Origin of the sequence: Nonomuraea sp. NPDC049028, from assembly GCF_043197735.1 — a bacterium.
In the GTDB taxonomy this organism is placed as follows: Bacteria; Actinomycetota; Actinomycetes; order Streptosporangiales; family Streptosporangiaceae; genus Nonomuraea.
In genome coordinates, this window is sequence record NZ_JBICTR010000001.1 from 1,142,832 (window position 1) to 1,167,719 (window position 24,888).

Here is a 24,888-nt window from a genome sequence, read left to right on the forward strand (position 1 = left end):
TCCCGATGCTGGGTGCCGTTGTCGATGGCCTCCGCCTGGAATCGGGACGTATCGCCCAGCATCCTCATCCCGACGATGCGAGGTCGAAGAGCGGACCAGTGGCGGCAGGTTCTGTAGTGTCGGGAATCGTGAGGGATGTCCTGGTGGTCGTCGGCCCAGGGCTGGTCGCCGACGCCGCGTTGCTCAGCGAGATCGCCGAACGCGAGTTCGCCGCCCTCGGGGTCTCTGGCGCGCTCGTGCACGCTCGTGACGCGGCCGAAGTCATGGTGTGTATGGCGGGCGGCGACGGTGAGTTGCCCGCCGCGGCCGTCGTGGTGGTTCCGGGGCCGGTGGATGAGGTGCGACGGCTCATGGGGCAGTGCCTTGGGCCTCTGGTGTGGCTGGATCTCCCCCGGGTGGACGGGGCTGAGGTGGGGGAGGGGGCCACGCACGTTCACGGGCGTGGCGTCGAGGGGTTGATCTGGGCGATTCGGCATGCCGTACACCGTCTGCGGCATCCGCGGATGCGGATCGCGTACGGGGCGCATCGCGATCAGTGGGGTGAGCTGTACCTTCCCGAGGGGGCGGTGGACAGGCCGGCTGTCGTGGTGCTCGTTCATGGCGGGAACTGGCGGTCGAACTGGGCGGCCGATCTCATGGACGCGCTCTGCCTCGACCTCGTCGGCCGAGGGCTCGCCGTGTGGAACCTCGAATACCGGCGTCCCGACCTGTACGGGTGGCGGGCGACCACCGCGGATGCGGCCGCTGGGCTGGCCGCGTTGTCGACCGTGGACGCGCCGCTCGACCTCGGCCGGGTCGCCGTCGTCGGTCACTCCGCCGGGGCGCAGCTGGCCTTCCGCGCGGTGGCCGACGGGGCGCGGGTTTCGCTGGCCGTGTCGCTGGCGGGGATGCTCGACCTCGCCGAGGCCGACAGGCGCTGGCTCGGCTCCGGCGCGGTCGCCGCCGCCCTCGGCACAGCCTCCAGTACCGGCCTCGAGGTCGGTACGGCGAGTCCGCTGCTCAGGTTGCCGTTGCGGGTGCGCCAGCTGATCGTCCAAGGGTCCGGGGACGAGCTGGACCTGGTGGACTTCGCGCGCCGCTACGCCAGGGCCGCCCGGGAGGCCGGAGATGACGTGACGTATCTGGAAATGTCCGGCGACCACTTCGCGGTGATTGACCCGCATGCCCCGATTTGGCGCACCACCGCCCTCGCCATCACCGATGCCCTCCGATAACCCGAACTTCACTCGACTCGCCGATCCTCCTCGCGCGGTGGATAGGTGAATGTCTGGGTACCAGCCCAGCCCTCGGCGACGATGTGATAGCCGTGCGCGGCTTCACTGGCGGTGTGGTCAGGGCCGATGTCGACCGTGTCGGCAGTTGCCCAGGCCCCGTTGATCTTCTGCTCGATGACGTAGAGGAACTCGTTGTAGCCCAGGGATGAGGACACGAACGTGTTGACGATGGTGAGAGAGCGGCGACCCGCGGTCAGGGTTCGCGGGATTTCGACGATCTGCTCCCGCCATTTGTAGGTGCTGTCGCCGGGCAGCTGCCGCCACGACCCGGCCGGATTCCCGTTGACGGTGATGGTGGCGTACTGCCGGGCGACGCCCGCGTCCAGGCGGCGGATCAGCCGCACTCCGCTGTTGGCGGGATCGACGGTCGCGGTGAACCGGCTCGACCCGCCGGCGCTGAACGCACGGCCGTCATCGCTGACGATGCGGCCGGTAGCCACAGGGCCGCCGAAACCGTCGGACACGACGCTTTGTGACGCACCCCGCTGATCGAAGATGACGCTCAGGGCGCCTGCGGTCGCCAGCGCGGCCAACGCGGCCGACACGGCGGCTTGGCGCCAGCTTCGGCGGGGGACAGGGGCCGGCCCTGCCTCGTCCGGCCCGGCGGGCAGCCGGGCGACTCGTACCCGCTCCCATGCCCTTTCCCACGCCGGGAGCTGCTGCTCGGGCACCCGGCACGCCCGCAGGAAGGCCATCATCAACGCCTTCTTGGGGAAGCGCCGGCCGGCCAGCATGTCCGCACAGGTCGCCCGTGGCAGCCGGGTCCCGCCCGCCTTGTCCGCCCGCAGCTGCAGCTCCCGCAGTGACGTATCGGCCCGGGCGAACTGCTCGGCCAGCAACCTCACCAGATCCTCGTGGCAGGTCACCGACTCCACCCCGGATCGGGACGCCTGCCTGACGACCTGGGACTCCTCGCCACCCTCGCTCATCGCCTCGAACCCCCGCCCTCCCGGCCTTCGGCTCCTCCGTACCGCAAAGTGTACGAGCGCTTACTGAGTGTGTCCGATGGATGGCGGCAGTGGCGACCTGCCGTCCGGGCCTGGCCATCGGGTGGCCCGATTCCGTCCGAGTCCGTCCGAGCTCCTGTTGGACACCTGGGCTGGGCGGCTTCGCTGGCTCTCGACGCGGCGAACCCGCCGCACCTGACGGAGCAGAAAGGCAGACCACCACCATGATGATCCGCAATGTCACGGCCAGCGCCCTCCTGACCGCGGCCCTGTTCGGTGCCCTCCCGGGGGCCGCCGCCACCCCGGCCCCGGCGGCGGCCGCGGCCGCGGAGTGCGGGGTCCGGAGCGACGGCAAGCTCTACTGCGGAAACACCCCGAACGTCACCCTGTCGTACGACGCCTCGTACCAGACCGCGGAGACCGGCGTACTGACGAGCAGTTTCAGCTGGTTCCAGTGCTGGGTCGAGGGCGGCCCGCATGCCGGCGGCAACAGCATCTGGTACCTCGCCGCGGGCGACAAGGCGGTGCCGCCCTACCGCGGCTGGGGCTTCCTGCCCGCCGTGCATGTGGCCACCGACCATGACCCCGCGCCGGGCCTGCGCGAGTGCACCTTGGCCGACTACGACCTCATCGGACCGTGACGCCGCCGAGGTCCGGACCCGCCAAGAGAACGACACCGAAGGAGACACAAAGATGAACAAGCGTCAGGTCATCGCCACGACCATCGCCACCACGGCATTCGCGCTGTTCGGGCTGGCCTCACCCGCCGCCTCCGCCGACGCCTGCGGGGTCGACCCGCACGACGGCAGGTTGCACTGCACCAACGACGAGGGCGGACTCCCCGTGTTCCACGAGCCCCGGCCCGTCGACGCCGTGGACTTCCTCGACACCACGCAGAGCTGGTTCACCTGCTGGACACAGGGAGAGCTCCATCCAGGGGGCAACACCACCTGGTACGGAACCGTCGGCGACAGGTTCGGCAACTTCGGGTACGTACCGGCCTCCGTGGTGCACACACCGAGCGCCTTCGACGCCGACCCCGGCAAGTACGGCCTGCGCAGGTGCTGAACCCGATCCACCTGAATCGGTAGACCCCGCACCACCACGGCGACGGCGACGTAACCGCCGCCGTGGTGGTGCGCGGGTGGGTCTGGTGCGTACGACGGGAGGAGACCGACACTGTGGACATGCAGTCGTACTCCAGCGCCACCGCGCCGACCCCCCTCCTGGGCGAGACGATCGGCGAGAACCTCGAACGGACCGTCGCGGCCTTCGGCGACCGAGAGGCCCTGGTCGATGTCCCCACCGGACGCCGATGGACCTACACCGAGCTCGACGCCGACGTGAACCGCCTCGCGCTCGCCCTGCTGGCCAAGGGCATCGCGAAGGGCGACCGGGTGGGCATCTGGGCGCCCAACCGCGCGGAGTGGGTGCTCGTGCAGTACGCCACGGCGAAGATCGGCGCGATCCTGGTCAACGTCAACCCGGCCTACCGGAGCCACGAGCTGGAGTACGTCGTCAAGCAGTCGGGCATGCGGCTGCTGATCAGCGCCCAGACGCACAAGACCAGCGACTATCGCGCGATGGTCGAGGAGATCGGCTTCGCGAACGCCATCTACCTGGACGATCCGGGCTGGGACGCGCTCCTGGCCGAGACCGTCGCGGAGGACCGGCTGCGGGCTCGCATGTCGGAGTTGTCGTGCGACGACCCGATCAACATCCAGTACACCTCCGGCACCACCGGCTTCCCCAAGGGCGCGACTCTGTCGCACCACAACATCCTCAACAACGGCTACTTCGTCGGTGAGCTGATCCACTACACCGAGGCCGACCGGGTCTGCCTGCCGGTGCCGTTCTACCACTGCTTCGGCATGGTCATGGGCAACCTCGGCGCCACCTCGCACGGGGCCTGCGTGGTGATCCCCGCGCCCAGCTTCGAGCCCGAGGCGACGCTGCGGGCCGTACAGGACGAGAGATGCACGTCGCTGTACGGCGTGCCGACCATGTTCATCGCCGAGCTGGGGGTGGCGAAGGGGTACGACCTGAGCACGCTCCGGACCGGCATCATGGCCGGGTCGCCCTGCCCGGTCGAGGTGATGAAGCGCGTCGTCAGCGAGATGAACATGCGCGAGGTCGCCATCTGCTACGGCATGACCGAGACGTCCCCGGTGTCCACGATGACCAGGTCCGACGACGACCTGGCCCGCAGGACCGAGACCGTCGGCCGGGTGCTGCCGCACGTCGAGGTGAAGATCGTGCACCCGGAGACCGGGCTGACCGTGGCGCGCGGCGAGCCGGGTGAGCTGTGTACGCGCGGGTATTCGGTCATGCTCGGATACTGGGACGAGCCGGACAAGACCGCCGAGGCTATCGACGCCGCCCGCTGGATGCACACCGGTGACCTGGCCACCATGGACGACGACGGCTACGTCAACGTGGTCGGGCGGATCAAGGACATGGTCATCCGCGGCGGGGAGAACGTCTACCCGCGAGAGGTCGAGGAGTTCCTGTACCGGCATCCGGACGTCGCGGACGTGCAGGTGATCGGGGTGCCCGACGAGAAGTACGGCGAGGAGCTGATGGCCTGGGTCATCATGCGGGAGGGCGCCGAGCCGCTGACGGCCGGGGCGGTCAGGGAGTTCTGCGCGGGGCGGCTGTCGCACTTCAAGATCCCGCGGTACGTCCACGTCGCGGACGCCTTCCCGATGACCGTCACCGGGAAGATCCGCAAGGTGGAGATGCGCAGGCGGTCGGTCGACCTGCTCGGGCTGGGCGACGGCGAAACGGTGCCCTGACCACAGATGCCCTGACTACAGGGGCGCGGCGCACGCCTGGCATCGGGCGGCGCATACCCGGCTTGTTTGGATAAAACGGGCACGGCCTAGCATGGTCGGGTGATCGTCGGTGATGTGCTCGGCCTGCTCGGGGTAGGTGTAGCCGCCGGCGTGGTGAGTACGGTGGTGAGCCTGGCGTCGATCGTCTCCTACCCGGCGCTGCTCGCGTTCGGCCTGCCACCGCTGACCGCGAACGTCACGAACACCGTCGCGCTGATGTTCACCAGTGTGGGCGCGGCGGTCGGGTCGCGGCCGGAGCTGGTGGGGCAGGGCGCCCGGGTGCTGCGACTGGGCTGGGTGACCGCGCTCGGCGGGGCGACGGGCGCGTTGCTGCTGCTGGTGACCCCGGCGCGGGCGTTCGAGCTGATCGCTCCGTGGTTGATCGCGGGCGCCTCGCTGCTGCTGGTCCGGCGGCCGACCGTCAAGCCGGGCGGTGAGCACGGGGTGTTGCTGCGGGTGGCGCTGTTCGTCGTGTCGATCTATGTGGGGTATTTCGGGGCGGCGGGCGGGATCCTGATGTTCGCGGTGCTGGCGGGCTTTCTCGACCAGTCGCCGGCCCGGCTGAACGCCGCGAAGAACATGCTGTCCGGGCTGGCGAACGCGGTGGCCGGGCTGGGGTTCGCGCTGTTCGGACCGGTGGACTGGGGGGCGGCGGTGCCGCTGGCGGCCGGGTTCCTGCTGGGCGGGTGGCTCGGACCGAAGATCGTCCGCCGGATGCCCGGCCAGAGCCTGCGGTATGTAGCCGCGGCGTGCGGGGTGGCGGTCGCGATCAAACTCGGCTACGACTCGTACGTGGGCTGACGATCGCGAGTACGCGGCATGCTGCCGGCCCAGCAGAAACCAAGGCAGTGTTAGACACGCAGAAGGGTGACCTGGCGGCCGGACGGTGTGGTCGCCTGCTCGAATCCGCCGCGTTCTTTCCAGGGTGGGGCCTCGGGGCGCCGGTCGAAGATGACCAGGACGCCGGTGGTGAGGGTGAGTCGGTCGAGGTAGCGGTCGAGCTGGGCCAGACCCTCGGATTTGGGGTCGTCTGCGCCGGGTCGCCACACCTTCAGTTCCATGGCCTCGCGTTGCATCAGCCCTTCGCCGTCGGGGCCCCTGTACGGCCAGCGAACGAAGACGTTGAGGCGTTTGGTTCCGGCGGCGTATTCGCGGTCGAGGTAGCCGCCACCGTTGACGAGGCGGTGCAGGAAGGCCATGAGGATGATCTGGCAGGCGGCCTCGTGGTATCCCTCCTGCTGGATGAGGACTTCGCCGTGTTCGCGCCAGAACACGACGAACTCCTGCAGCAGGCGGGGTAGGTCGAACCGGCCGTCGGGCAGTACGAAGCTGTGCGGGTCGGCGCGCACGTACTGTTCCGACACGTCGCCGAGCACGCGCAGGATGACTTCCCGGTAGATCGGGTTGGCCACCTCCATCGGAGGCTTCTGCTTGATCAGGCCCAGATCGCGGACGTAGGACAGGTCGTCGGAGAAGGTGAGCTCGGTATGGGGGAAGTCTCCGCTCACGATCGGTTCCATCACCCGCTTGACCCGGGGCTCGTGCAGCCGGGCCGCCAGGGAGTCCAGGTGGGTGGCGCGGGCCCGGATCAGCCGCTCCTTGGCGTCTTCCACCTGCCCGTCGCCGATTGTCCCGGTCACCCCCATCTTGAAGGTGATCTCGTGGGCGAGGGCGTTGACCAGCCAGGGTTGTCCCTGGGTGAGCTCGAAGACCCGGTCCACCGCGTCCTTGGTGAACTCCTGGCTGGTCGCTTGTGTGTGCTGGTCGTAGAGTTCGGCGATCTGGTCGGTGGTGAAGTCGCCGAGGCGCAGTGAGTCGGCGATGATGTTGAACGGGCTGGCCGGGTTGGACCGGCCGGGGTCGCCGCCGGAGGCCGCCTTGTAGTCGCGCAGGTCGCGCAGCCCACACAGCACCACCGACGCGGGGAACGGATAGCCCTTCGATCGCTTGTTGTGCCCGTCGCGGAGTTGGCTGAGGATGCTGACAAGGCTGTTGCCCTGCAGGGCGTCGATCTCGTCGAGGAACAGCACCACCCGGCGCGGGCAGCGTCGGCACCACTCCCGCAGCGCCGCACCGAACCGGCTACCCGGCGTGACCTGCGGCCAGGAATCCGGCGGTAGCAGCTTCTTCGGCCAGCCCGACAGATCGGCGGCCTCGCGGAGGGAGTCCAGCAGAAGCGACTCCGCCCAGCCGACATCGTCGCCGGCCGACTTGGCGCGCTCGCAGGAGATCATCAGGGCGGCGGTGTCGCCCTCGGCGGTCAGGCCGGAGGCCAGAGCGTCCAGGACGGTGGTTTTCCCAGTCTGCCGGGGGGCGTGCAGGACGAAGTAGCGGTCCATTTCGATGAGTGTCCGCGCTTCTGGGAGCCTCGGTACGGGGGGCAGTATGTAGTGGCGTCGTGGATCGCACGGGCCAGTGGTGTTAAAGAATTTCGCTCGGGGTGGTCGCACGATCACAGTCTGCCATCATCTTGGTTCGGGCGTCTGCGTGAAGGCCATCCCGGATCTCGCGAGGGAAGCAGAGAGCGGAACACCTGCGACGGGGCCGCACCTCAGAGGAGTTCGCCGGCCCGGCGCAGACGGCGCTCGCGCAGAGCCGGCAGCGGAGCACGCCCGTGACGAATATCCAGACCATGCCCGCGATCCCCGCGACGTACAGCACCACGAACCATCGGGCGACCCGGCGATCACGCACGCTCGTTTCGGACGGCCCGGTCGTCTCAGCCTGGGTGAGCCGGAACAGTATGGCTTGGCGGTCAGCCAGGTCGCCGGTAGAGGTCATGGCACCGCAGCACGTTCGCGAGCAGGGCGTACGAGCCGCCGCGATAGCGTCAGGTCACCCCCCGGCGGTCCGCTTACCGGCTCTCACCATGGCCCCAGCTGATCGCTCCTGCTGGGCACAAAGGAGTTGTCCTCATCGATGGGTGCCGGCCATCGAACGCCACACTGAGCGGCCCTGGCCCTGTCAGCAGTAGGCGACCGCCGGCCCGAGGAAGGAGTAGTTGTGGTAGGGGGTGTACTCCGAGCGCTGCCCGGGGTACACGCAGGGGCCGTACTCGGGCCAGGAGCCGGTCGGGGGGTTGATGACGTAGATGCTCACGCGGTATTGGCCGTAGCCGCCGCTGCAGTAAACCCAGACGGTCTTGCCGTCCCGGCCGGTGGTGCAGTCGGTGGGCGCGGCGTGAGCGGGGGTGGCGATGCCGACGAGGGCGGCGGTGAGGAGGGCTGTGGCGGCCAGAGCCGCAGGCTTTCTCGTGCGCATTCGCTGTCCTCCAGCGGGTTAGCAGTGCACTTTAGGAAAGCTTCTTAAAGAAAAATGCCTGGCCTTCCCCATGTCGTCAAGACCGCGAACGGCTCAATGGGCGACGATGGGATCGGCCTCGGGATCCGACGTGACCGCCTCGGCGGGCTGATCCACGAGTACACGCAGGTCGCATAGGGTGGCCAAGTTCTTGGCAACCATCGGCCGACGGCTGGCGAGAACCGAGAAACCCCAAGTTGAATGCGGTGTTCGCGTGCGCGACTCAGAACACCCCGAGCAGTCGGCGCCCCGCGCTTCCTCGTCAGGGCATCAGGAACGCCGACGGCGTTCGCGTATCACCAATGACTGGGGTTCCGGAACGAGCAGCACACGCGGCACGGTCCGGGGTGGTTCGCGTCGGGTGGGCAGCAGGTCGATGCCGAGACCGTAGTGCTAATTCGTATTAGCGTCTTGACGCAGCCTTCCGCTGGGAGCGAGCGTGTGAATCCGCACCAAGAGGCGTGAAGGAGCCGAAGTTGGACATCCCCCACCCATTGATCCGACGGCGGACCGTGTTGCTGGGCGCGGCGGCGGGCGTGGGCGCGGGCCTGGGTCTCGGACCGGCCGCGAGCGCGGCGGCGGGCCCGGCCGGGATGCCGACCTACCGGTACCTGCGCGACGCGCTGGCCCTGCCGTTCAGCCACAACCCGACGGGGGAGTTCATCTTCCCCTGCATCAGAGGGGTATACGACAAGCTCAGCAATCCCCGAGCGCGCTACTACCTCTACTACGCCCCTCACGAGAATCCGGGCGGCATCTGTGTGGCCTTCGCCAATTCCCTGGCAGGCCCCTTCGACGACTACTCGGGCAACCCGCTCATCGACAACCGCCTGCCGACCACCACGGTCTCACACGTGTCCTCACCTCACGTGACCTGGGACGCCGCCACCCGGCAGTTCTTCTGCTACTTCCATGGCGAGAACTTCACCACGCGCGTGGCCTGCTCCACCGACGGCGTCACCTTCACCAACGAGACCCCGATCCTGAGCACCCGCCTGGTGCCCGGTACCTCCGAGACCTCCTACGCGCGGGTCTTCGAGCATCAGCTGCCCGGCCGGAACAACAAGTACGTGATGATCTTCATGGGGCTGCGCAACGGCCGTCGCATCTTCTACGGTTGGTCGCCCAATGGCTGGGACGGCTGGCAGTTCAGCGCGACCCCGCTGGTGAACCCCGAGCCCGACGGCGTGACCGACATCTCCGGCGCCACCCTCGTCAAGCGCAACGGAACCACCTACGTGGCCTATCACGGCAACGACGGCAGGATGCGGATCACCGAGGTCGGCAACGCCTTCGACAGGGAGACGCACCTCGGCGTCTTCCACTCCCCGATCCCCTCGGACAACGGCAGGGTGGCGGCGCCGTCGTTCGGCACCCAGGACGGTGTGGAGTACATGTTCTACGAGGCGGGACCACGACTGAACGCACGCATCTGCATCGCCCGGGCGGTCTGACAGCCGTTGGCCCTGAGCAAGAGCGCGTTGTCGGTCTCGGCATCGACTGATCCAGGCTTGATCTTCGTGTTGCCCTTGTCGGCCTCGGCGAAAAAGATGCGCGTGAGCAGGGTGTCGTACCCGCGTGGAAGCTCGAAGAGCGTCTCGTGCACGCCGGCGCGGACGGCCGCCTCCTTGAGGCGGGCCGCGTCGCCCAGAGCCGGTAGGTCACCGAGTCCGATGTTCTCGGCGGCGGTCATGTCGTATCGTCGTCGGCCTCGTGGAGCAGGTGCGCTCGACGGAGCACGTCGACCTGCGCGGGGTTGTAGAGCGCCCTGAGGGCGTGACCGACGGCGCGCCGCGCCGCCTCGGCCTGGCCTGGCGTGCCGGCCCGCGGCTCCAGCGTCACGCCGTGCTCGGTGGCGTCCGGGACGATGAAGGGCGCGAGCTGCTCGGCGAGGGCCTGCCGGGTGGCATCGTCGGCGTCTTCGGGCAGGTTGCGGAACGCCTCGTCGAGATCGTCGTTCGGGTGTGCCTCGAGCGTGCTGCGCAGCGCCTCCATCGACTCGTCCGAGAAAAGCTGGGCGTAGATCGTCAGCAGGGCGCGGTCGTTGTCGCGCAGGTCCTGGACGAGGCCGCTGAAGCTGGTCGGCACCTCCGGTGACGCACCCGGCTGGGCCAGGATGGCCAGCTCTCGCCGGATGCTCTCCAGCCGCCGGACCGTCGCCTCGAGCTCGGCGTCGACGGTCCGGAAGACGGAGGCCTGCCCTTCGCCGCTCGTGCCCATCTCGGCCACCTGCGCGAGCGGCACACCGAGTCCGGTCAGGCGCTTGATCTGCAGGAGCCGCGTCAGGTGGTGCACCTCGTAGCGCTTGTAGCCGTTGGGCTCGCGGTCGGGCTCGTCGAGCAGCCCGACCTGGTGGTAGTAGCGCACCGTCTTCACCGTGATGCCCGCCAGGTCGGCGATCTGGCGTGTGCTCCAGGCCATGGGATCCTCACCTCGTCGTCCGGTGCCGGTTCTAGGTCGTGATCCGTGTACGTCGCTCGCGCACCCAGACGAGGACGACCATGGCGATGTTGACGGCGGCGAGGATCAGGAGGGCCGCGTCACCGGTGTCGGTGGACCGGTCGATGGTGTAGCCCTCGCCGTCTGCCATCAGCGTGTTCACGCTTGAGAATAGGACGTTGTTGGCGATGTGGAACGCGGCCGGCGCCTCGATGCCGCGGCTGATGATCGCCATCAGTCCCGTGGCAACGCCGATAAAGGTGTAGTAGCCGAACAGCCAGGGGTCGCCGGAGCCGTGAACGACCGCGAAGGCCAGGCTGGAGACCACCAGACCGACGGCAAGGGCCGGGCGAACCGCGCGCACCCAGGACGCGGCGGCGGGCAGCACGGCGCTGCGGAACATCAGCTCCTCGCCGACGGACTGGAGCGGGGTGCTCAGCACGGTGATCACCAGCATGAGGATCGTCGTCCCGGAGACACCGAACGCGACCCAGCCTGGGGACTCGGGGGCGACCAGCGCCACCACGCCGATGCCGGCGCCCACCAGCAGGGCCGCGCCGAGCAGGTACTGCGCCAGGCGTCGACCGTCGAACGCCCGTGGCGAGCTGATCAGGCTGCGCCACGGCACCTTCGCCAGCCGTGCCAGCAGCAGGATCGCCACCACGCCCGAGATGCCCACGCTCAGGTTGACGGCCAGGAGCTTCAGCGGGGTGAAGGTGGCGGACATCGGGTCGTCGCTGCCCTCGATGACGCCCACGACCTGGTACAGCAGGATCTGCAGGAGCAGCATCACGACCGGCGGCACGACGAGGACGACCAGCGGCCTCCACCAGCTCATGCGGACGTGGGCACCGAACGGCCGGGAGCCGTCTACACCCGGCTCGCGACGTCCGGATGTCGGGTCGTCGGCCTGGTGCGGTGAGCTCGGGCGCGCTGCCGTGTTTGGGGTCTGGCCGGGTCCTGGTACGGACATCGGGCGGTCCTCCGGGGTCGAGATGGTTGTTTCACGCACCAGCGAACACCGTGCCCTGGGGGCACACTCAAGCGTGTGCGGTGCCAGAACGCGGATACTGCTGCTGAGCTGGGCCTTTGCCGGGTGATCAGGCTGCTCTGTGGTACTCATTGATCAGTCCTGTGACGGTCCTTCGGCGGTGGATCCGGGAGGGTCATGTCGATCATCTGGCTGGGGTTGTGCAAGGGAGGGCGGAGGGAACGGCCCTGATGCGGGCGATGATGGTTGAAATGGTGCTCGTACTCGGTCAGGACCTTGCGCAGGTGCCGCTCGCCATGGATGAGCAGGTGATCGAGGCACTCACGGCCTTCTACAGCCAGTCGTGTTCGCGTGCGTACCGCGCCGCCTCGTGCCGGGTCCGAGTCTGGGTTTTCTGCATCGCGTTCGAGAGATAGTTGCGCACTGTGCCCTCCGCCAGATGGAGTTGGGCGGCGATGTCGGCGACCGAGTAGCCTTCGCGGGTCGCCCGCAGTACGTCGGTCTCCCGGTCGGTGAGCGGGCAGTCGTCGACGACGGCGAGGGCGGAGACATCCGGGTCGATCCATCGCTTGCCCTCGTGCAGGGTCTTGATGACCGAAACGATGTGCGCCGGTTCCGCGGATTTGCTGACGAAGCCCTGGACGCCGAGCTTGAGCGCCTTGCGGAGCACACCGGGCCTGGCATGGCGGGTCAGCATGAGGATTCTTTGGTCCGGCCGCGCCTGACGGATCTCCGCGACGGCGCCGAGCCCGTCCACCCCGGGCATCTCCAGATCGATGACGAGCACGTCGGGCCGGTGCAGCAGTGTGGCCCGCACGGCCGCCTCGCCGTCTCCCGCTTCGGCGAGCACGGTGATCTCGCCCTCGAGCGGGAGCAGTGACGCCAGCGCCTTGCGGAGGAGGGCTTCGTCGTCGGCGAGTAGCACGGTGGTCATCGGTTCTCCTGTGCTGTCGACGCGTACGCGGATGCCGGCGGCCTCGAAGAGGTTCTTCGCGTTCTCCAGCCCGGCGGAGAGGTTGAGCCGCGTACAGCGTGTGGCCTTGGATGTCGTGGAGATCGCTGGCGAACCGCATGCGCTCGCGGACCACGGCCGGTTCCCCTTCGCATTTGCGTGATTCCTCCAGCTCCGCGATGAGGTTGTAGAACTGTTGGTTGCCGAACATGAGGCCGGTCGCAGCCCCTGCCATGCCGGTAGCGCGCTCATGCATCACGGGCGGCTCTCCGCCGGACGGGCTCATCGGTCCTCAGCTGGGTGCTGTGTGTCGGGGCTGAGCGGTCATGTCGGCCTCCGGCAGAATGCGCTGGGGTCTGGTGTCCATGTGTGGGCTCTCCGGGATCAAACAGCAGAGTCCGCCAGTATTCTTCCCGTCCCGTGGCGGCACCAGTGACACCACGTCATGCGTTCACGCCAAGGATGTCAAGGCGAGGTCATGACGTGGCCGCACTGGCAGATACGCGCGGCGACGGCTGAGATCGACGATATGTCCTCGACACCAGTCATCGACGTCGACCGTCTGAACCTCACCTACGGCGACTTCCGCGCCGTGCAGGACCTGTCCTTCCAGGTGCGGCGCGGGGAGTTCTACGCTCTGCTCGGCACGAACGGGGCGGGGAAGACCTCGACCCTGGAGACCATCGAAGGCCACCGCACACCCACCTCGGGCACCGTACGGGTCTTCGGGCAGAGTCCGCGCGACCGGCGGGCGGTGCGACCCCGGATGGGCATCATGCTGCAGGAGAGCGGATTCTCGCCGGACCTGACGGTGCGCGAATCGCTCCGCCTGATCGGAAATCTCACCCAGCGCATCGACACGGTCGAGCGCGTGCTCGGCATCGTCGACCTCACCCGCAAGGCCGGCACCAAGGTGTCCCAGCTCTCCGGCGGCGAGAAGCGGCGTCTGGACTTCGCCACCGCCGTGTACGGAGCGCCTGAGCTGATCTTCCTGGACGAGCCCACCACCGGCTTGGACATCCAGTCCCGGGACGATCTGTGGGACGCGGTGGACCGGCTGCGTGAAGACGGATCCACCATCGTTCTCACCACGCACTACCTGGAAGAGGCTCAGCAGCGCGCCGACCGCATCGGGCTCATGCACAAAGGCACCTTCCACCGGGAAGGGACCGTCTCCGAACTGACGCGCACTCTGCCCGCCACCATCCGCTTCTCCCTGCCGGTCCCCGCACCCGCGCTACCGCTGCAGGCCAGGCGCGAGGGTGACGGGAAGTACCTCATCGAGACCTTCGGCCTGCAGAAGGACCTGCACACCCTGCTCCGCTGGGCCCAGGACCAGGCGGTGGAACTGCGGGACCTCCAAGCCGGACCGACCCGGCTCGACGACGTCTTCCGCGCGCTCGGCAGCGACCAGCTCACTCCCTGAATCCCCAAGAAAGGACCTTCGCCATGCTCTCGATCGCTCTCAGTGAGCTGGTGCAGATCTTCCGGAACCGGCTGGTTCTGGTCACCTGCCTCGTCATGCCCGCGGCGGTCAGCGCGTTCTTCATCTATCGGCACGAGGTGTTCGCGGCTCTGGGCAGTCTCGGATACGTCGCGGCGGTGGTGATGTTCACGGTGGCGGCGTTCACGCTCTACACCACTACGGTGACCACGCTGGCCGCGCGCCGGCAGAACCTCTTCCTCAAGCGGCTGCGCTCCACCGCGGCGGGCGACACCGGCATCCTCTTCGGGCTGCTGCTCCCGGTCACCGTCATCTCGCTGGCCCAGGCCGCCGTGATCATGACCGTGCTGGCCGTGGTCACCGGTGCGCCGGACAATGTACTTCTCCTGGCAGCGGCTGTCGTCGCGACGATGATCATGATGCTGGGGCTGGCACTGGCCACCGCTGGAGTGACGAACTCCCCGGAGCACGCCCAGGTGACCACGTTGCCCATCGCCATCGGCACCATCGTCGTGGCCAGTTGGGTGGGGATCGCCGGCACCGAGGATCTCACGCTGCTCAAGCGGTTGCTTCCCGGCGGCTCGGCCGCCGAACTGGTCGTCAACGCCTGGAACGGCGGCGTACCGATCGCTGACTCTCTGATTCTGCTGGCACCCACGCTGAGCTGGGTCGTCGTCGCCGTCGCGCTGGCTTCCCGGATCTTCCGCTGGGAGCCGCGCCGATGACGCCGGGGTTCGTCCCCGACCAGCTGAGGAGAGACAGGATGCGGAAATCCATCGTGACCGTTCTCGCCGCCGCGGTGATGGCGGCGTCGACCCCGGCGGGAGCGTCGGCGGTGACGGCCTCGGACACCTTGAACTGGGGCAAATGTCGCGGACTTCCTGCATTCGACAAGGTGCCCGCAAGTCCGCCTGTGGTCCGCCGCCTCGGTGTCCAAGCCGTCGGGGACGGGCGAGGAGGGTGCACTCGGCGTACCAGCGTGGACTGGCCGAACGCCCGCTCGGCGGGCAGCAGTTGATCGTCCGGCTGCGGGTGCGGCGGTTCTTCTGCGATCGGCCGTCGTGCCGGCGCCGTACCTTCGTCGAGCAGGTCAACGGGCGGACCCCGCGGGTGCTTGGGGTCGATGGGTTCGCCTTCCGGCGCGGGCGCCGATGCGGCACCCTGTCCAGTCTTCGCCGTCATCGGGGCGATCACTTGGCAGCTGGAGGAGACGCTGCTGCTCGCGTCATCGGTTCAGGCGACGCGTCAGGGAGTCCAGCATCGATCCGGCCTTCTGAACAGTGAGTGAGACGTGACCGTGGTCGGGTTCCAGGTGGGCTCGGACGTCGGTCAGGTTGTGAGAGAGCCACTCGCCGTGCGCGACCGGGACCATTCGATCCAGCTCTCCATGCCACAGTTCGACGGGGGCAACGACATCGGCGAGGTCGAAGCCCCAGTCACTGCCCAGCGCCTTCAGGTCGGCGAGCCACCCTTGGTCCCCCGCCTCCAGGGCGTGGTCCATGTTCGCGGCGTTGTCCGCGCCGAAGCCGCTCATCATCACGGAGACGTCGACCTCCGCAAAGAGAGAGGACAGTTGCGCGGTTACGTGCTCGGGTCGGTTCCCACGGACCGCAGCCGCCATCTGGCTCACGGCCGCGCGTGCAGCCTGATCACCCTCCTGCAGGCTTCTGAACTGGATGTCGTTCTGCTTGCCCATGCCGGCAACGAAGTCGAGACCTGCCGCGGTGGGGGGAGCGAACGACGCACTGATCAGGACACCGGAGACGCGGTGACTGTCCACCGCGGCGCTGGCCAGCGCATGGGGGCCCCCGCCGGACCAACCGAAACTGCAGTAGCGTTCGATACCCAAGTGATCGATCAGGTGAGCGCAGTCCGTCCCCGTATCGGCCACGGTTCGGCTCGGGACCGGGGTGGACCGGCCGTAGCCCGACCGGGAGTAGGTGATCACCCGGAACCCTCGCTCGAGCATGGGAGCGAGCACTGTGTGCATGGGCACCGCAGAACCGGGCATCCCATGATGAAACAGGATGACCGGAGCCGACTCCGGACCCAACGATTCGTATTCGAATTCTCGGCCGTCCGGTAACCGCGCCAGCAGCATGCCTTAGTCCTTCCGATTGATAGAGACTTCGTCCACTTTCGAGCAGTCAAGTGGAAAGCTGTTTGTGTGGTCGGTTCTCCCTGCCGCATTCCTTCACCGTCGACATGGCACACAGTCCGCAACATGATCACCACACCGAGGGTGTTCTTGAAACCGGGCCGGGCTCCAGATTTATGGTTTGACTGCGGGGATTCTCCGACGGCACGATCCTGCCGCCCAGCACGTCGGTGTGGAAGCCGCGTGAGTTCGTCCCATCGCGAGCGGTAAGGAAGTACGGCTCAGCACCAGGCCCTCGGTGTGGTCGGCAGGCTGGCCCGGTCAGGTATCGGTGTTTCCTCGAGGCGCAGAGGTTCCGTGCCACCGGAAGGGGTCGTCTTCCAGCGCGGAGCGGTCCCACTGTCCGTGGTCCGCGGCCGCTTCGTAGGTGGTGTGGAGGAACTCGGCGACCGCGCGGTCAGGGTCGGGCGCGGCGCGGGCGGCCTCGTAGGGCAGCAGGAACTGCTGGAACTCAGTGCTGAAGTACGCCCCTTCAGGGCCGATCGGTTGATCGGCGAACCCGACGGGTTCGGGGTAGGAGTAGGAGTAGAAGGCGCCTTCTTCTCCACCGCCGGGCCAGAATCCGCAGCTGGACAGTTCCCGGGAGTAGCCCTCGACCATGACCCAGTCCCCGCAGTTGGGCACTCCGCCCGGATGTGGCGGAGCTGACCGCCCGGAGAAGCGGGTGCAGGCGAGATCCATACCTCCCCAGAAGAAGTGCACCGGACTGACCTTGCCGACGAAGTGCGACCGGAACTCGCCGATCACCCGGTTCGCCTGCAGCAGCTGTCGCCAGAACAGGGCGGCCGCCTCGCCGTCGTAGGAGGCGTGGGTGTGGTCCTCGGCGAAGGGGATCGCCGGCTCGACCTCGTTGGGGTGCGGCCGGATCGGGGCCTCGATCCCGAGCTGGTCGAGCATGTCCAGGATCCGGGTGTAGAACTCGGCGACCGGCATCGGCCGGAGCGGGAGGCTCCGCACGCCGCCGTTGCTGCTGCGGACCTCGAGCTGGTGGCCGACGAAGTCGAACTCGATCTCGAAGGCCCCCGTGCGGTACGGGATGGTCGACGTCGTCAACCCGCGCGGGCTGACGTACAGGGTCACCTGCCACCAGTGGTTGAGCAGCGGAGCGTGGGCCATGCGGATCTTGCCCACGATCTGGGTCCACATGTGCAGGGTCTCGCGGGTGGGGGTCCAGTCCGAGACTCGTAGGCTCGGCCAGCTCGTTGTCGTGGGGCTGGTCATCGATTCTCACATCCTTGGTGGTGCCGGGAGGTGGTGGTGGCCGTGGTGGTCATGTTCTGCGGGCGGGCTCCTCGGGCCCGGTCGCGGGCGTTGGTGAGCTGCGCGCCCTCGTACGACAGCGCTGGGCGGCGGCACCGACGACTCCGACCCTTCCTCCTGATCGGGTGGCGCCGATTTGCTGATCGGCCATCTGGTCCCCCTTCCTGCGTGATCTCTCTGATGTCGGTTCTCCGTTCCGGCCCGGCCGGAACTGACGCGCGCTGGGGCTCCGTCGTCTCGGTGCCTGTCGGAGGTGATCAGCGGTATTCGGGATTGGGGTTGTCAGGGTGAAAGCCGGCGTCCCAGGCCGTGCGCTGGTTGCCGTAGGCCGGGATCCCGCCGGCGCGTCGGATCATCGACGCGAGATGGAGCAGGTTGTAGGTCATGAATGTGATGTTGCGGTTGGTGAAGTCGTTGTCCGGGCCTCCGGAGCCCTCGTCGAGGTAGGAGGGGCCGGGGCCGACCTCACCGAGCCAGCCCGCGTCGGACTGGGGCGGGACGGTGAACCCGATGTGCTGCAGACTGAAGAGGATGCTCATCGCGCAGTGCTTGAGACCGTCCTCGTTGCCGGTGAGCAGGCAGCCACCGACGCGCCCGTAGTAGGCGTACTGGCCGTGCTCGTTAAGCACGCCGGAGTAGCCGTAGAGCCGCTCGATCACCCGGCGGGTCACTGAGCTGTTGTCGCCGAGCCAGATCGGTCCGGCGATGACCAGGATGTCGGCAGCCAGGACCCGATCCAGCAGCGCGGGCCATTCGTCGGTATCCCACCCGTGCTCGGTCATGTCCGTGCGGACACCGGTGGCGATGTCGTGATCGACGGCGCGGATCTGGTCCACGCTGACCCCGTTCGCCTCCATGATCGCCACGCTGCGGTCGATCACCCCCTGCGTGTGGCTGCGGCCGGGGGAGCGGTTGAGGGTGCAGTTGATGTACATCGCGCGCAGCCCGGTGAAGTCGGGCTTCTCGCTCATCGATGCGGTCATGTGGGTCCTTTCCGGTCCGAGGACGGACATTGACGGGTGTTCCGGTTACTGGGCGCTTGCGCTGCGGCAGCGTGCGCCAGACCGTCATCGCCCGGGGGCCACCGAGCGGCACCTCCCGTGCGGACAGGACCTCGACCCCGCCGGTGCCGGGCGCGCCGCCAGGGCAGGTGAGTTCGACCGGGACCGTTTCGGTGTTGCTCATGTGATGGTTCCTCGGGCGGCTTCGTCGGACCTGGCCGAGCGGGCTCGAGCGACGGTACGGCCGCGTGGGGAGCGGGGGAAACGCTCGAGCATTGCGCGGACCTCTTCGGCGTCGACGTCCGCGCCGAACAGCTCGGTGCCGGGCTCGAAGCGGACGCCTTCGGCGAGCGGGCCTGCGATGACGGGGTCGAAGCCGAGCGCGTCGACGAGCTGGGCGACGGCGGTGATGTCGGCGGCGTCATCGCCTGCGATGGCGAGCGCCTTGCGTCCGGGTGTTGCGGCTGGGCGGGCTTCGTCCTCGAGGTCGTGGTAGCCCATGTGGTTGAACGCCTTGACCACGCGGGCTTCGCGCAGGAAGGACTGCACAATCTCGCTGGAGGTGGTGCGCGGGTCGGTGAGGTCGTCGCGGATGCCGTCGGTCTCCCACCAGTAGTTCATCGCGTCGACGACGAGCTTGCCGCGCAGCGCGTCGGCGGGGATGGTGCGGTACTTGCCGAGTGGGAGGGCAAGGACGACGGTGTCGGCTTGGCCGGCTGCCTCGGTGGCGGTCGTGGCGGTCGCGCCGGGCGTGACGACCTCGATGATGAGCGCGATCTTCGCCGGGTCGCCGGAGCCGGCCACGAGCACGCGGTAGCCTGCGGCGACGGCGAGCCGGGCGAGCACGGTGCCGACCTTGCCGGCGCCCAGGATCGCGATGGTGGCGTTCATGTCGTCTCGGCGAGGATGTCGCGGACCATGGGGATGACCTTGGTGCCGTAGAGCTCGACGGCCCGCAGGCGGGCGCTCATCGGCTGCGAGCCGCTGGTGTACACCAGGTCGAACCGGCCGGCGTCGAGTGTGCGGACGGTGCGGGCGATCTTGCGGGCGACGGTTTCCGGGGAGCCGACGTACAGCGAGCCGTGCTCGAGATCGGCGTCGTACTCCTCCCGGCGCAGCGGTGGCCAGCCGCGTTGGGCGCCGATGCGGTCGCGGATGACCTTGTAGCGGGGGTAGTGGAGCTGTTTGGCCTGTTCGTCGGTGTCGGCGATGAAGCCGGGTGAGTGAAGGCCGATCGGCCATGCGGGGGTGGCGAGCCGCTCGGTGGCGCGGCGGTAGAGCTCGATGAGCGGGGTGAACCGCTCGGGCGGGCCGCCGATGATGGCGAGCATGAGCGGCAGGCCGTGGCGGGCGGTGCGGATGATCGACTGCGGTGAACCGCCGACGCCGACCCAGGTGGTCAGGCGTCCGGAGTCGGTCTTGGGGTACACGTCGACGTGCTCGAGTGGGGTGCGCACGGTGCCGGTCCACGTGACCGGTTTCTCGTCGAGGAGTTGGACGAACAGCTCGAGCTTCTCCTCGAATAGCACCTCGTAGTCGGCGAGGTCGTAGCCGAACAGGGGGAACGACTCGGTGAACGAGCCGCGCCCGAGGATCACCTCGGCGCGGCCCGAGGAGATTGCGTCGAGGGTGGAGAAGCGCTGGAAAACACGCACGGGGTCGTCGGAGCTGAGCACGGTGACGCCGGAGCCGAGGCGGATGTGGGAGGTGCGGGCGGCGATGCCGGCGAGCACCGTCTCGGGTGTGGAGATCGCGTACTCGGGTCGGTGGTGCTCGCCGAGCGCGATGGCGTCGACGCCGAGTTCGTCGGCGAGGGTCGCCTCCGTGACGACCTGGCGGATCGCCTCGGCGTGGGAGACGAGGGCGCCGGAGTCGTCTTCGGGCACGTCACCGAAGGTGTCGAGGCCGAGCACGAGGTCGCTCATCGGGCTGCTCCTGGATGTTCATCGCACTTGAGACTTCGAGTCTCGCCAAAGAAGATGATATGTCAACAAAATGTGGCGGGGCCGGCGCCGCTCTGCGCCGGCCCCGTGCGCTGTGCCGGTCGCCGGCGATGCTATGCGCGGGTGCCGGTGGTGGGAGTGGGAGTGTTGAGCAGTTGCGTCTCCCAGGCGAATGCCACTCCGGTGGCGCCGCCGTGCTGTGCGCCGACCTCCGTGAGCGCCGGGATGGTCGCTTCGCGGGCCCAGTCACGCTGCAGCTCGCCCTGCACGGCGACCCAGGTTATCGGCACTACGCCCGCCTGGACCATGCGTCGTACGGCCATGTCGTGCGCTTCGGCCGACACCCCGCCGGAGGCGTCCGTCACGACGTAGACGGCGTAGTCGTCGTCGAGGGCCTGAATCGCCGGCATGGCCACGCAGATCTCCGTCCAGAGACCGGCGATGATCAGCTTCTTGCGCCCGGTCGCCTCGACGGCGTCCACCACGCGGCTGTCTTCCCAGGTGTTGATGAACGTCCGGTTGATCGGCTTCTGGTCGGGGAAGACGTCCTGCAGTCCTTGGATCAGGTGGCCGCCGCGCTCTTCCAGGACGGTGGTCAGGATCGTGGGGATGCCGAATGCCTTGGCGGTCTTCGCGAGCCCGACGACGTTGTTGACGACCAGCGTCGGTTCGTGGCTGTTGAGATTGGCGAACTGGAACGGCTGGTGGTCGATCAGCAGGAGGACGCTCTCCTCCGGAGTTAACAACGCATCGAGTCCAGCCTTTTTGGTGCTCATGGCATATCTCCTTCCATCGTGTCGATCAGGTGAACGGGTCGGGCGGAAGCGGTCCCAGGCCACGGCGCCGGTCGGCACGATCAACACGACGGTCATCGCGACGGCGGGGCTTCCCTGCGGCGGGGCCGGACGAGCGGGTTGTCGACCCTGATAGCGGCATGACGATCAAGCCCGTTTTGTTGACGTGTCTACATCTACGCGAATTCTAGTGACGTGTCAACATCGCTGGTAGACTCTGCGCATGCCGCGACCTGGAAGCCGGACGAAGCCAGCGGGCGTGAGTCCCGTCCGGGTAGTCGCCGGCCAGCCCGGCAGCAGGCCCCGGTTCGTCGTCGAGAGGGAGCGGGCCGAGCGGGGCGTCGGGAGCCTCTTCGGAGGGAGCAAGCGGGCGGGCCGTAGTGTCATCAGGCGCGAGGCCTGCAGCCTCGTCAGCGAAGACCGGTCGTATAAGCCGATGGTGAAGTCGGCCGGAGCGCAGCGGGAGTCCGACGGGGTCGTAGCACCGCGGATCGCCGGGAGGTCTCCGGTGGGAGGGAAGGACCCCGACTTTGACCATGCTGGTGGTGGGGGTAAGCGTCAGGGCATGACCGGGGCTGCCCGGTCCAACAACCTCGGCGGGCAACCTGAACCCGACGATGCTGGGCGGCGGTCGGAGCTGGTGTTGGAACCGATCTTCGAGGCCGACTTTGTGTCGGTGTCGTACGGGTATCGGCCCCGGCGGTCGGCGGCCCAGGCGATGGAACGACTGCGGGTCGGGTTTATCGACGGTATCGCCAATGTCGGAGGGTTCGGCATCCGTAACTTCTTCGGCGAGAGTGATCATGGCCGGTTGTCGGCCGATGTGGGCAAGCGGGTGTCGGATCGGCGGGTGCTCAAGCTGATCCGCCAGTGGCTGCAGGCGGGTGTGATGTTGGACGGGGTGCTGGAGCGGACAGTCGCTGGGACCCCGCAGGGCGGGGTGATCTCCCCACGGTATGTCCAGAAGATCATCGGTAAGCCGTATACGGGAAAACCGCACGTAGGGATTGAAAGGGGGATGGGGAAACCGGGCCGCGCAGCGGTACCGGCGCCCCTGACTACCAATGGGTGAGGCGCGCTGGCTCGACGAGCGGGAGGCGCGCGTGTGGCGCGGGATGATCGGCGTGCTGCAGCGGCTGACCGCGGTGCTGGAGCGTCAGTTGGTCCAGGATGCGGGGCTGTCCGGGGCGGAGTACACCCTGTTGGTGCCGCTGTCGGAGGCTCCGGGCGGTGTGTTGCGGGCGCGTGACCTCGGCCGGATGGTCGGCTGGGAGCGCAGCCGGATCTCCCACCAGGTCACCCGGATGGAGAAGCGCGGCCTGGTCGCCCGTGAGGAGTGCAGCGAGGACGCGCGCGGGTCGATGGTCCGGCTCACCGACGCAGGCCGGGCGGCCATCGTCGCCGCCGCTCCCGCACACGTCGCCGCCGTCCGGCGGCACTTCATCGGCGCGCTCACCGACGCCGAGCTGGATGTCATCGGACCCGCGCTCGAACGGGTCCTCGACCGGCTCCCCGAGGACGACGGATGACACCGCCTCCTCGATGGGGTCGTGTCCGACCGGCTGGGCCCCCGGCGAGTTCGCCATTTCAACCACCATCGCCCGCATCAGGGACGTTCGCTTCGCCTGCCGTTGCACGAACCTGGTGAGGTGATCGACATGGCCTCCCGGATCCACCGTGGAAGGACCGTCACCGGACTGATCAGCGAGTACCGGAGAGCAGCCTGATCGCCCTGCGAACGCCCAGTTCAGCAACGGTATTCGCCGTTCTGGCACCTCGCAGGGGCACCAGTATCCCGAGGTCCCTCACACGCCGGATCTGGAGCAGGCACAGCAGATGCGACACCCTGTACTTCTTGTACTTGTTGGGCCTGTGAGCCGGTTCGTCGAGCAGGCCAACGCGGCGACTCGGATCAGGCGGGCTCTGCCGCGCAGGTCAGCTCGCGCACCGGGCGTTTCCCCGTGGTCAGGAACGTCGTCACCGCGGTGTCCGCGCACGTGTTCTTGCCGAGCAGGTAAACACCATGGCCGCCTTGCTCGACGGTCACCATCCGGGCCCGGTCGCCGAGCGCCCGCTGCATCTTCCTGGCGCCGGCCAGCGGTGTCCCCGCGTCGCGGAGGAATTGCACCATGAGGACGTTCGACGGGCCCCGGTCATTGACGCGCACCGGCGCCTCGATGGGGTCGGACGGCCAGAACGCGCACGGCCGGATGTTGGCCGCCGCCGCGCCGAACATCGGGTACCGCTTCCGGTCGGCCTCGACGGCGCGCTGGTACGTATGGATCGACCGGGGCCAGCGCGAGTCGCCGCAGACCACGTACTGGTGACTGGACATCGAGTTGTCCGAGTTCAGTACGGGATCATCCGCCGCCCCCGCCGACGGCGCCTGGCCGGTGTCGATGGACTGCCAGAGCCCGGCCAGAGCAGGGAAACTCGCGTCGCGGAAGAACATGGCGAACGTGAGCATCCGGAACAGCGCACCGTCTGTTTCCTGGACCGGTGTCCTGTCCAACCGTTCGGCGAGCTCGAAGTACTTCTCGGTCACCTGCTCCGGTGTGCTGCCCAGCCCGTACCCGGGGTGGGCGGCGGCGTACTCGGCGAAGTCGGGGAGCCGGTCCTCGACGCCTCGGGCGAACAGAGTCCTGTCCTCGTAGTTGATGCCGCCAGGGGGCAGGTTGCTGTCGATCACGATCCGGTCGCCGCGCTGCGGGAACAGCGTGGTGTACACCGCGCCGAGGTGGCTGCCGTAGGAGTAACCGAGGTAGGAGAGCTTCGGCTCGCCCAGTGCCTGTCGGATGCGGTCCATGTCGCGGGCGGTGTTGGCGGTGGTGACGTACGGCAGCATGAACCCCGTCTTCGACGTGGCGCACTGCCTGGCGATTGCCTCGGCCTCCTCTGCCTGCTTCGCGACGTAGGCCGCGGTGGGCGCGTACGGCGGGACGTTGCCCCGCAGTTGCTGCTCCGGTGTCAGAGCGCAGGTCACCGGCGTACTGTGGCCGACGCCGCGCGGGTCGAACCCGATCACGTCGTAGGTGTCCAGCACGCTCCGCGGCATACCGGCGGCCACGAGATCGACCGGGAATCGCAGGCCCGCCGCGCCCGGGCCGCCCGGGTTGAGTAGCAGCACGCCGCGCCGCCGCGTCGGGTCCTTGCTCGCCAGGCGGGAGATCGCGATGTCGATCGTCCGCCCGTCCGGCTTGCGGTAGTCCAGCGGAACCTTGAGCGTCGAGCACTCCAGACCGGACGCGGCGACGTTCTCCGGGCAGGGCCCCCACCGCGCCGCGCTCGGCGTGGCTGTTGCCGCGGCGGGCACTCCCGGCAAGAGGGTCGTCGCCACGGCGGCGACGGTCAGGGCTGTCAGGGCTTTTCGCATCTGATCACTTTCTACGAACGAGATGGGCATGGGCGTGGACGGGCCGTCGGGAGGCGTGATCAGCGCTCGTCCAGGTTGGTCATGAGCGCCTGGAACAGCCGGTTCACGCGGCGCTGCTGGTCGTTGAGCAGGTGCTCGCCGTAGGCCGCGAGCATCGAGGGCACGTCGAGGCCGACTT

24 protein-coding genes are annotated in these 24,888 nt (G+C 68.3%); 10 read left to right on the forward strand and 14 right to left on the reverse strand.

Annotated elements, in window-relative coordinates:
* The first annotated feature begins 128 nt into the window (after window positions 1–128).
* Window positions 129–1,214 carry an alpha/beta hydrolase gene (locus ACGFJ2_RS05050; protein WP_393464773.1) on the forward strand — a complete coding sequence of 362 codons (1,086 nt, stop codon included), beginning with the start codon at window positions 129–131 and terminating at the stop codon, window positions 1,212–1,214.
* Window positions 1,215–1,222: 8 nt separating this feature from the next.
* On the opposite strand, the gene ACGFJ2_RS05055 is transcribed toward ACGFJ2_RS05050, so the two are convergent.
* Window positions 1,223–2,203 (reverse strand): hypothetical protein, encoded by a 981-nt coding sequence (locus tag ACGFJ2_RS05055; protein WP_393464776.1) that lies wholly within the window; start codon window positions 2,201–2,203, stop codon window positions 1,223–1,225.
* Window positions 2,204–2,445: 242 nt separating this feature from the next.
* On the opposite strand from ACGFJ2_RS05055, the gene ACGFJ2_RS05060 reads away from it, so the two are divergent.
* From ACGFJ2_RS05060 to ACGFJ2_RS05075, 4 genes are all read left to right on the forward strand, one after another.
* Window positions 2,446–2,862 carry a hypothetical protein gene (locus ACGFJ2_RS05060; protein WP_393464779.1) on the forward strand — a complete coding sequence of 139 codons (417 nt, stop codon included), beginning with the start codon at window positions 2,446–2,448 and terminating at the stop codon, window positions 2,860–2,862.
* 52 nt (window positions 2,863–2,914) lie between these two features.
* A complete protein-coding gene (locus tag ACGFJ2_RS05065) occupies window positions 2,915–3,289 on the forward strand; it encodes a hypothetical protein (protein WP_393464782.1) in 375 nt (124 codons plus the stop codon).
* 119 nt (window positions 3,290–3,408) lie between these two features.
* On the forward strand, window positions 3,409–5,016 hold the full coding sequence (locus ACGFJ2_RS05070; protein ID WP_357959588.1) for an AMP-binding protein: 1,608 nt from the start codon (window positions 3,409–3,411) through the stop codon (window positions 5,014–5,016).
* A gap of 99 nt (window positions 5,017–5,115) precedes the next feature.
* A complete protein-coding gene (locus ACGFJ2_RS05075) occupies window positions 5,116–5,856 on the forward strand; it encodes a sulfite exporter TauE/SafE family protein (protein ID WP_357959534.1) in 741 nt (246 codons plus the stop codon).
* A gap of 50 nt (window positions 5,857–5,906) precedes the next feature.
* On the opposite strand, the gene ACGFJ2_RS05080 is transcribed toward ACGFJ2_RS05075, so the two are convergent.
* Window positions 5,907–7,394, reverse strand: coding sequence for an ATP-binding protein (locus ACGFJ2_RS05080; protein WP_393464785.1), 1,488 nt, complete (start codon window positions 7,392–7,394; stop codon window positions 5,907–5,909).
* Between the two features lie 625 nt (window positions 7,395–8,019).
* Window positions 8,020–8,316 carry a hypothetical protein gene (locus ACGFJ2_RS05085; RefSeq protein WP_364000910.1) on the reverse strand — a complete coding sequence of 99 codons (297 nt, stop codon included), beginning with the start codon at window positions 8,314–8,316 and terminating at the stop codon, window positions 8,020–8,022.
* 515 nt (window positions 8,317–8,831) lie between these two features.
* Here ACGFJ2_RS05085 and ACGFJ2_RS05090 point away from each other — a divergent pair.
* Window positions 8,832–9,809, forward strand: coding sequence for a hypothetical protein (locus ACGFJ2_RS05090; protein ID WP_393464788.1), 978 nt, complete (start codon window positions 8,832–8,834; stop codon window positions 9,807–9,809).
* On the opposite strand, the gene ACGFJ2_RS05095 is transcribed toward ACGFJ2_RS05090, so the two are convergent.
* The 4 genes from ACGFJ2_RS05095 to ACGFJ2_RS05110 all read right to left on the reverse strand — a co-directional run bounded on the left by ACGFJ2_RS05095 (window position 9,755) and on the right by ACGFJ2_RS05110 (window position 12,719).
* On the reverse strand, window positions 9,755–10,048 hold the full coding sequence (locus ACGFJ2_RS05095; protein WP_393464791.1) for a hypothetical protein: 294 nt from the start codon (window positions 10,046–10,048) through the stop codon (window positions 9,755–9,757). The two genes, ACGFJ2_RS05090 and ACGFJ2_RS05095, sit on opposite strands and share 55 nt — an antisense overlap.
* On the reverse strand, window positions 10,045–10,776 hold the full coding sequence (locus ACGFJ2_RS05100) for a MerR family transcriptional regulator (protein ID WP_393464794.1): 732 nt from the start codon (window positions 10,774–10,776) through the stop codon (window positions 10,045–10,047). Before ACGFJ2_RS05100 ends, ACGFJ2_RS05095 begins: the two co-directional genes overlap by 4 nt.
* Before the next feature lie 31 nt (window positions 10,777–10,807).
* Window positions 10,808–11,632: a CPBP family intramembrane glutamic endopeptidase gene (locus ACGFJ2_RS05105; RefSeq protein ID WP_393464796.1), complete on the reverse strand. Its 825-nt coding sequence runs from the start codon at window positions 11,630–11,632 to the stop codon at window positions 10,808–10,810.
* 484 nt (window positions 11,633–12,116) lie between these two features.
* Entirely contained in the window at window positions 12,117–12,719 is a 603-nt protein-coding gene (locus tag ACGFJ2_RS05110; protein WP_393464799.1) for a DNA-binding response regulator, read from the reverse strand.
* Window positions 12,720–13,266: 547 nt separating this feature from the next.
* Here ACGFJ2_RS05110 and ACGFJ2_RS05115 point away from each other — a divergent pair.
* Both ACGFJ2_RS05115 and ACGFJ2_RS05120 read left to right on the forward strand, forming a co-directional pair.
* Complete coding sequence (locus ACGFJ2_RS05115) at window positions 13,267–14,163, forward strand: ABC transporter ATP-binding protein (RefSeq protein WP_393464802.1); 897 nt, start codon at window positions 13,267–13,269, stop codon at window positions 14,161–14,163.
* A gap of 23 nt (window positions 14,164–14,186) precedes the next feature.
* The gene (locus ACGFJ2_RS05120; protein ID WP_393464805.1) at window positions 14,187–14,906 is read left to right on the forward strand and encodes an ABC transporter permease; all 720 of its coding nucleotides are present in this window, start codon (window positions 14,187–14,189) and stop codon (window positions 14,904–14,906) included.
* A 500-nt stretch (window positions 14,907–15,406) separates the two neighbouring features.
* Here ACGFJ2_RS05120 and ACGFJ2_RS05125 read toward each other — a convergent pair whose 3' ends face one another.
* The 6 genes from ACGFJ2_RS05125 to ACGFJ2_RS05150 form a co-directional block, all read right to left on the reverse strand.
* Window positions 15,407–16,282: an alpha/beta fold hydrolase gene (locus ACGFJ2_RS05125; protein ID WP_393464808.1), complete on the reverse strand. Its 876-nt coding sequence runs from the start codon at window positions 16,280–16,282 to the stop codon at window positions 15,407–15,409.
* A gap of 318 nt (window positions 16,283–16,600) precedes the next feature.
* Window positions 16,601–17,560, reverse strand: a complete 960-nt coding sequence (locus tag ACGFJ2_RS05130) for a DUF5996 family protein (protein WP_393464811.1) — start codon at window positions 17,558–17,560, stop codon at window positions 16,601–16,603.
* A gap of 296 nt (window positions 17,561–17,856) precedes the next feature.
* A complete protein-coding gene (locus tag ACGFJ2_RS05135) occupies window positions 17,857–18,582 on the reverse strand; it encodes a flavodoxin family protein (RefSeq protein ID WP_393464814.1) in 726 nt (241 codons plus the stop codon).
* A 198-nt stretch (window positions 18,583–18,780) separates the two neighbouring features.
* Window positions 18,781–19,491, reverse strand: a complete 711-nt coding sequence (locus tag ACGFJ2_RS05140; RefSeq protein WP_393464816.1) for an NADPH-dependent F420 reductase — start codon at window positions 19,489–19,491, stop codon at window positions 18,781–18,783.
* A complete protein-coding gene (locus ACGFJ2_RS05145; protein ID WP_364000958.1) occupies window positions 19,488–20,525 on the reverse strand; it encodes an LLM class flavin-dependent oxidoreductase in 1,038 nt (345 codons plus the stop codon). Before ACGFJ2_RS05145 ends, ACGFJ2_RS05140 begins: the two co-directional genes overlap by 4 nt.
* Window positions 20,526–20,656: 131 nt before the next feature.
* A complete protein-coding gene (locus ACGFJ2_RS05150; RefSeq protein WP_393464820.1) occupies window positions 20,657–21,319 on the reverse strand; it encodes a hydrolase in 663 nt (220 codons plus the stop codon).
* Window positions 21,320–21,902: 583 nt separating this feature from the next.
* On the opposite strand from ACGFJ2_RS05150, the gene ACGFJ2_RS05155 reads away from it, so the two are divergent.
* Both ACGFJ2_RS05155 and ACGFJ2_RS05160 read left to right on the forward strand, forming a co-directional pair.
* Window positions 21,903–22,409 (forward strand): hypothetical protein, encoded by a 507-nt coding sequence (locus ACGFJ2_RS05155; protein ID WP_393464823.1) that lies wholly within the window; start codon window positions 21,903–21,905, stop codon window positions 22,407–22,409.
* Window positions 22,402–22,866: a MarR family winged helix-turn-helix transcriptional regulator gene (locus tag ACGFJ2_RS05160; protein ID WP_393464826.1), complete on the forward strand. Its 465-nt coding sequence runs from the start codon at window positions 22,402–22,404 to the stop codon at window positions 22,864–22,866. Before ACGFJ2_RS05155 ends, ACGFJ2_RS05160 begins: the two co-directional genes overlap by 8 nt.
* 383 nt (window positions 22,867–23,249) lie before the next feature.
* Here the strand turns inward: ACGFJ2_RS05160 and ACGFJ2_RS05165 are convergent, their stop codons facing one another.
* Complete coding sequence (locus ACGFJ2_RS05165; RefSeq protein WP_393464829.1) at window positions 23,250–24,710, reverse strand: alpha/beta hydrolase; 1,461 nt, start codon at window positions 24,708–24,710, stop codon at window positions 23,250–23,252.
* Between the last annotated feature and the right edge of the window lie 178 nt (window positions 24,711–24,888).

Bases quoted from the DNA above. Each gene is read 5' to 3' on its own strand.
- ACGFJ2_RS05055 (WP_393464776.1), bottom strand. From the start codon at position 2,203: ATGAGCGAGGGTGGCGAGGAGTCCCAGGTCGTCAGGCAGGCGTCCCGA.
- ACGFJ2_RS05060 (WP_393464779.1), top strand. From the start codon at position 2,446: ATGATGATCCGCAATGTCACGGCCAGCGCCCTCCTGACCGCGGCCCTG.
- ACGFJ2_RS05065 (WP_393464782.1), top strand. From the start codon at position 2,915: ATGAACAAGCGTCAGGTCATCGCCACGACCATCGCCACCACGGCATTC.
- ACGFJ2_RS05070 (WP_357959588.1), top strand. From the start codon at position 3,409: ATGCAGTCGTACTCCAGCGCCACCGCGCCGACCCCCCTCCTGGGCGAG.
- ACGFJ2_RS05080 (WP_393464785.1), bottom strand. From the start codon at position 7,394: ATGGACCGCTACTTCGTCCTGCACGCCCCCCGGCAGACTGGGAAAACC.
- ACGFJ2_RS05085 (WP_364000910.1), bottom strand. From the start codon at position 8,316: ATGCGCACGAGAAAGCCTGCGGCTCTGGCCGCCACAGCCCTCCTCACC.
- ACGFJ2_RS05095 (WP_393464791.1), bottom strand. From the start codon at position 10,048: ATGACCGCCGCCGAGAACATCGGACTCGGTGACCTACCGGCTCTGGGC.
- ACGFJ2_RS05100 (WP_393464794.1), bottom strand. From the start codon at position 10,776: ATGGCCTGGAGCACACGCCAGATCGCCGACCTGGCGGGCATCACGGTG.
- ACGFJ2_RS05105 (WP_393464796.1), bottom strand. From the start codon at position 11,632: ATGAGCTGGTGGAGGCCGCTGGTCGTCCTCGTCGTGCCGCCGGTCGTG.
- ACGFJ2_RS05110 (WP_393464799.1), bottom strand. From the start codon at position 12,719: ATGACCACCGTGCTACTCGCCGACGACGAAGCCCTCCTCCGCAAGGCG.
- ACGFJ2_RS05115 (WP_393464802.1), top strand. From the start codon at position 13,267: ATGTCCTCGACACCAGTCATCGACGTCGACCGTCTGAACCTCACCTAC.
- ACGFJ2_RS05120 (WP_393464805.1), top strand. From the start codon at position 14,187: ATGCTCTCGATCGCTCTCAGTGAGCTGGTGCAGATCTTCCGGAACCGG.
- ACGFJ2_RS05125 (WP_393464808.1), bottom strand. From the start codon at position 16,282: ATGCTGCTGGCGCGGTTACCGGACGGCCGAGAATTCGAATACGAATCG.
- ACGFJ2_RS05130 (WP_393464811.1), bottom strand. From the start codon at position 17,560: ATGACCAGCCCCACGACAACGAGCTGGCCGAGCCTACGAGTCTCGGAC.
- ACGFJ2_RS05135 (WP_393464814.1), bottom strand. From the start codon at position 18,582: ATGACCGCATCGATGAGCGAGAAGCCCGACTTCACCGGGCTGCGCGCG.
- ACGFJ2_RS05140 (WP_393464816.1), bottom strand. From the start codon at position 19,491: ATGAACGCCACCATCGCGATCCTGGGCGCCGGCAAGGTCGGCACCGTG.
- ACGFJ2_RS05145 (WP_364000958.1), bottom strand. From the start codon at position 20,525: ATGAGCGACCTCGTGCTCGGCCTCGACACCTTCGGTGACGTGCCCGAA.
- ACGFJ2_RS05150 (WP_393464820.1), bottom strand. From the start codon at position 21,319: ATGAGCACCAAAAAGGCTGGACTCGATGCGTTGTTAACTCCGGAGGAG.
- ACGFJ2_RS05155 (WP_393464823.1), top strand. From the start codon at position 21,903: ATGACCGGGGCTGCCCGGTCCAACAACCTCGGCGGGCAACCTGAACCC.
- ACGFJ2_RS05160 (WP_393464826.1), top strand. From the start codon at position 22,402: ATGGGTGAGGCGCGCTGGCTCGACGAGCGGGAGGCGCGCGTGTGGCGC.
- ACGFJ2_RS05165 (WP_393464829.1), bottom strand. From the start codon at position 24,710: ATGCGAAAAGCCCTGACAGCCCTGACCGTCGCCGCCGTGGCGACGACC.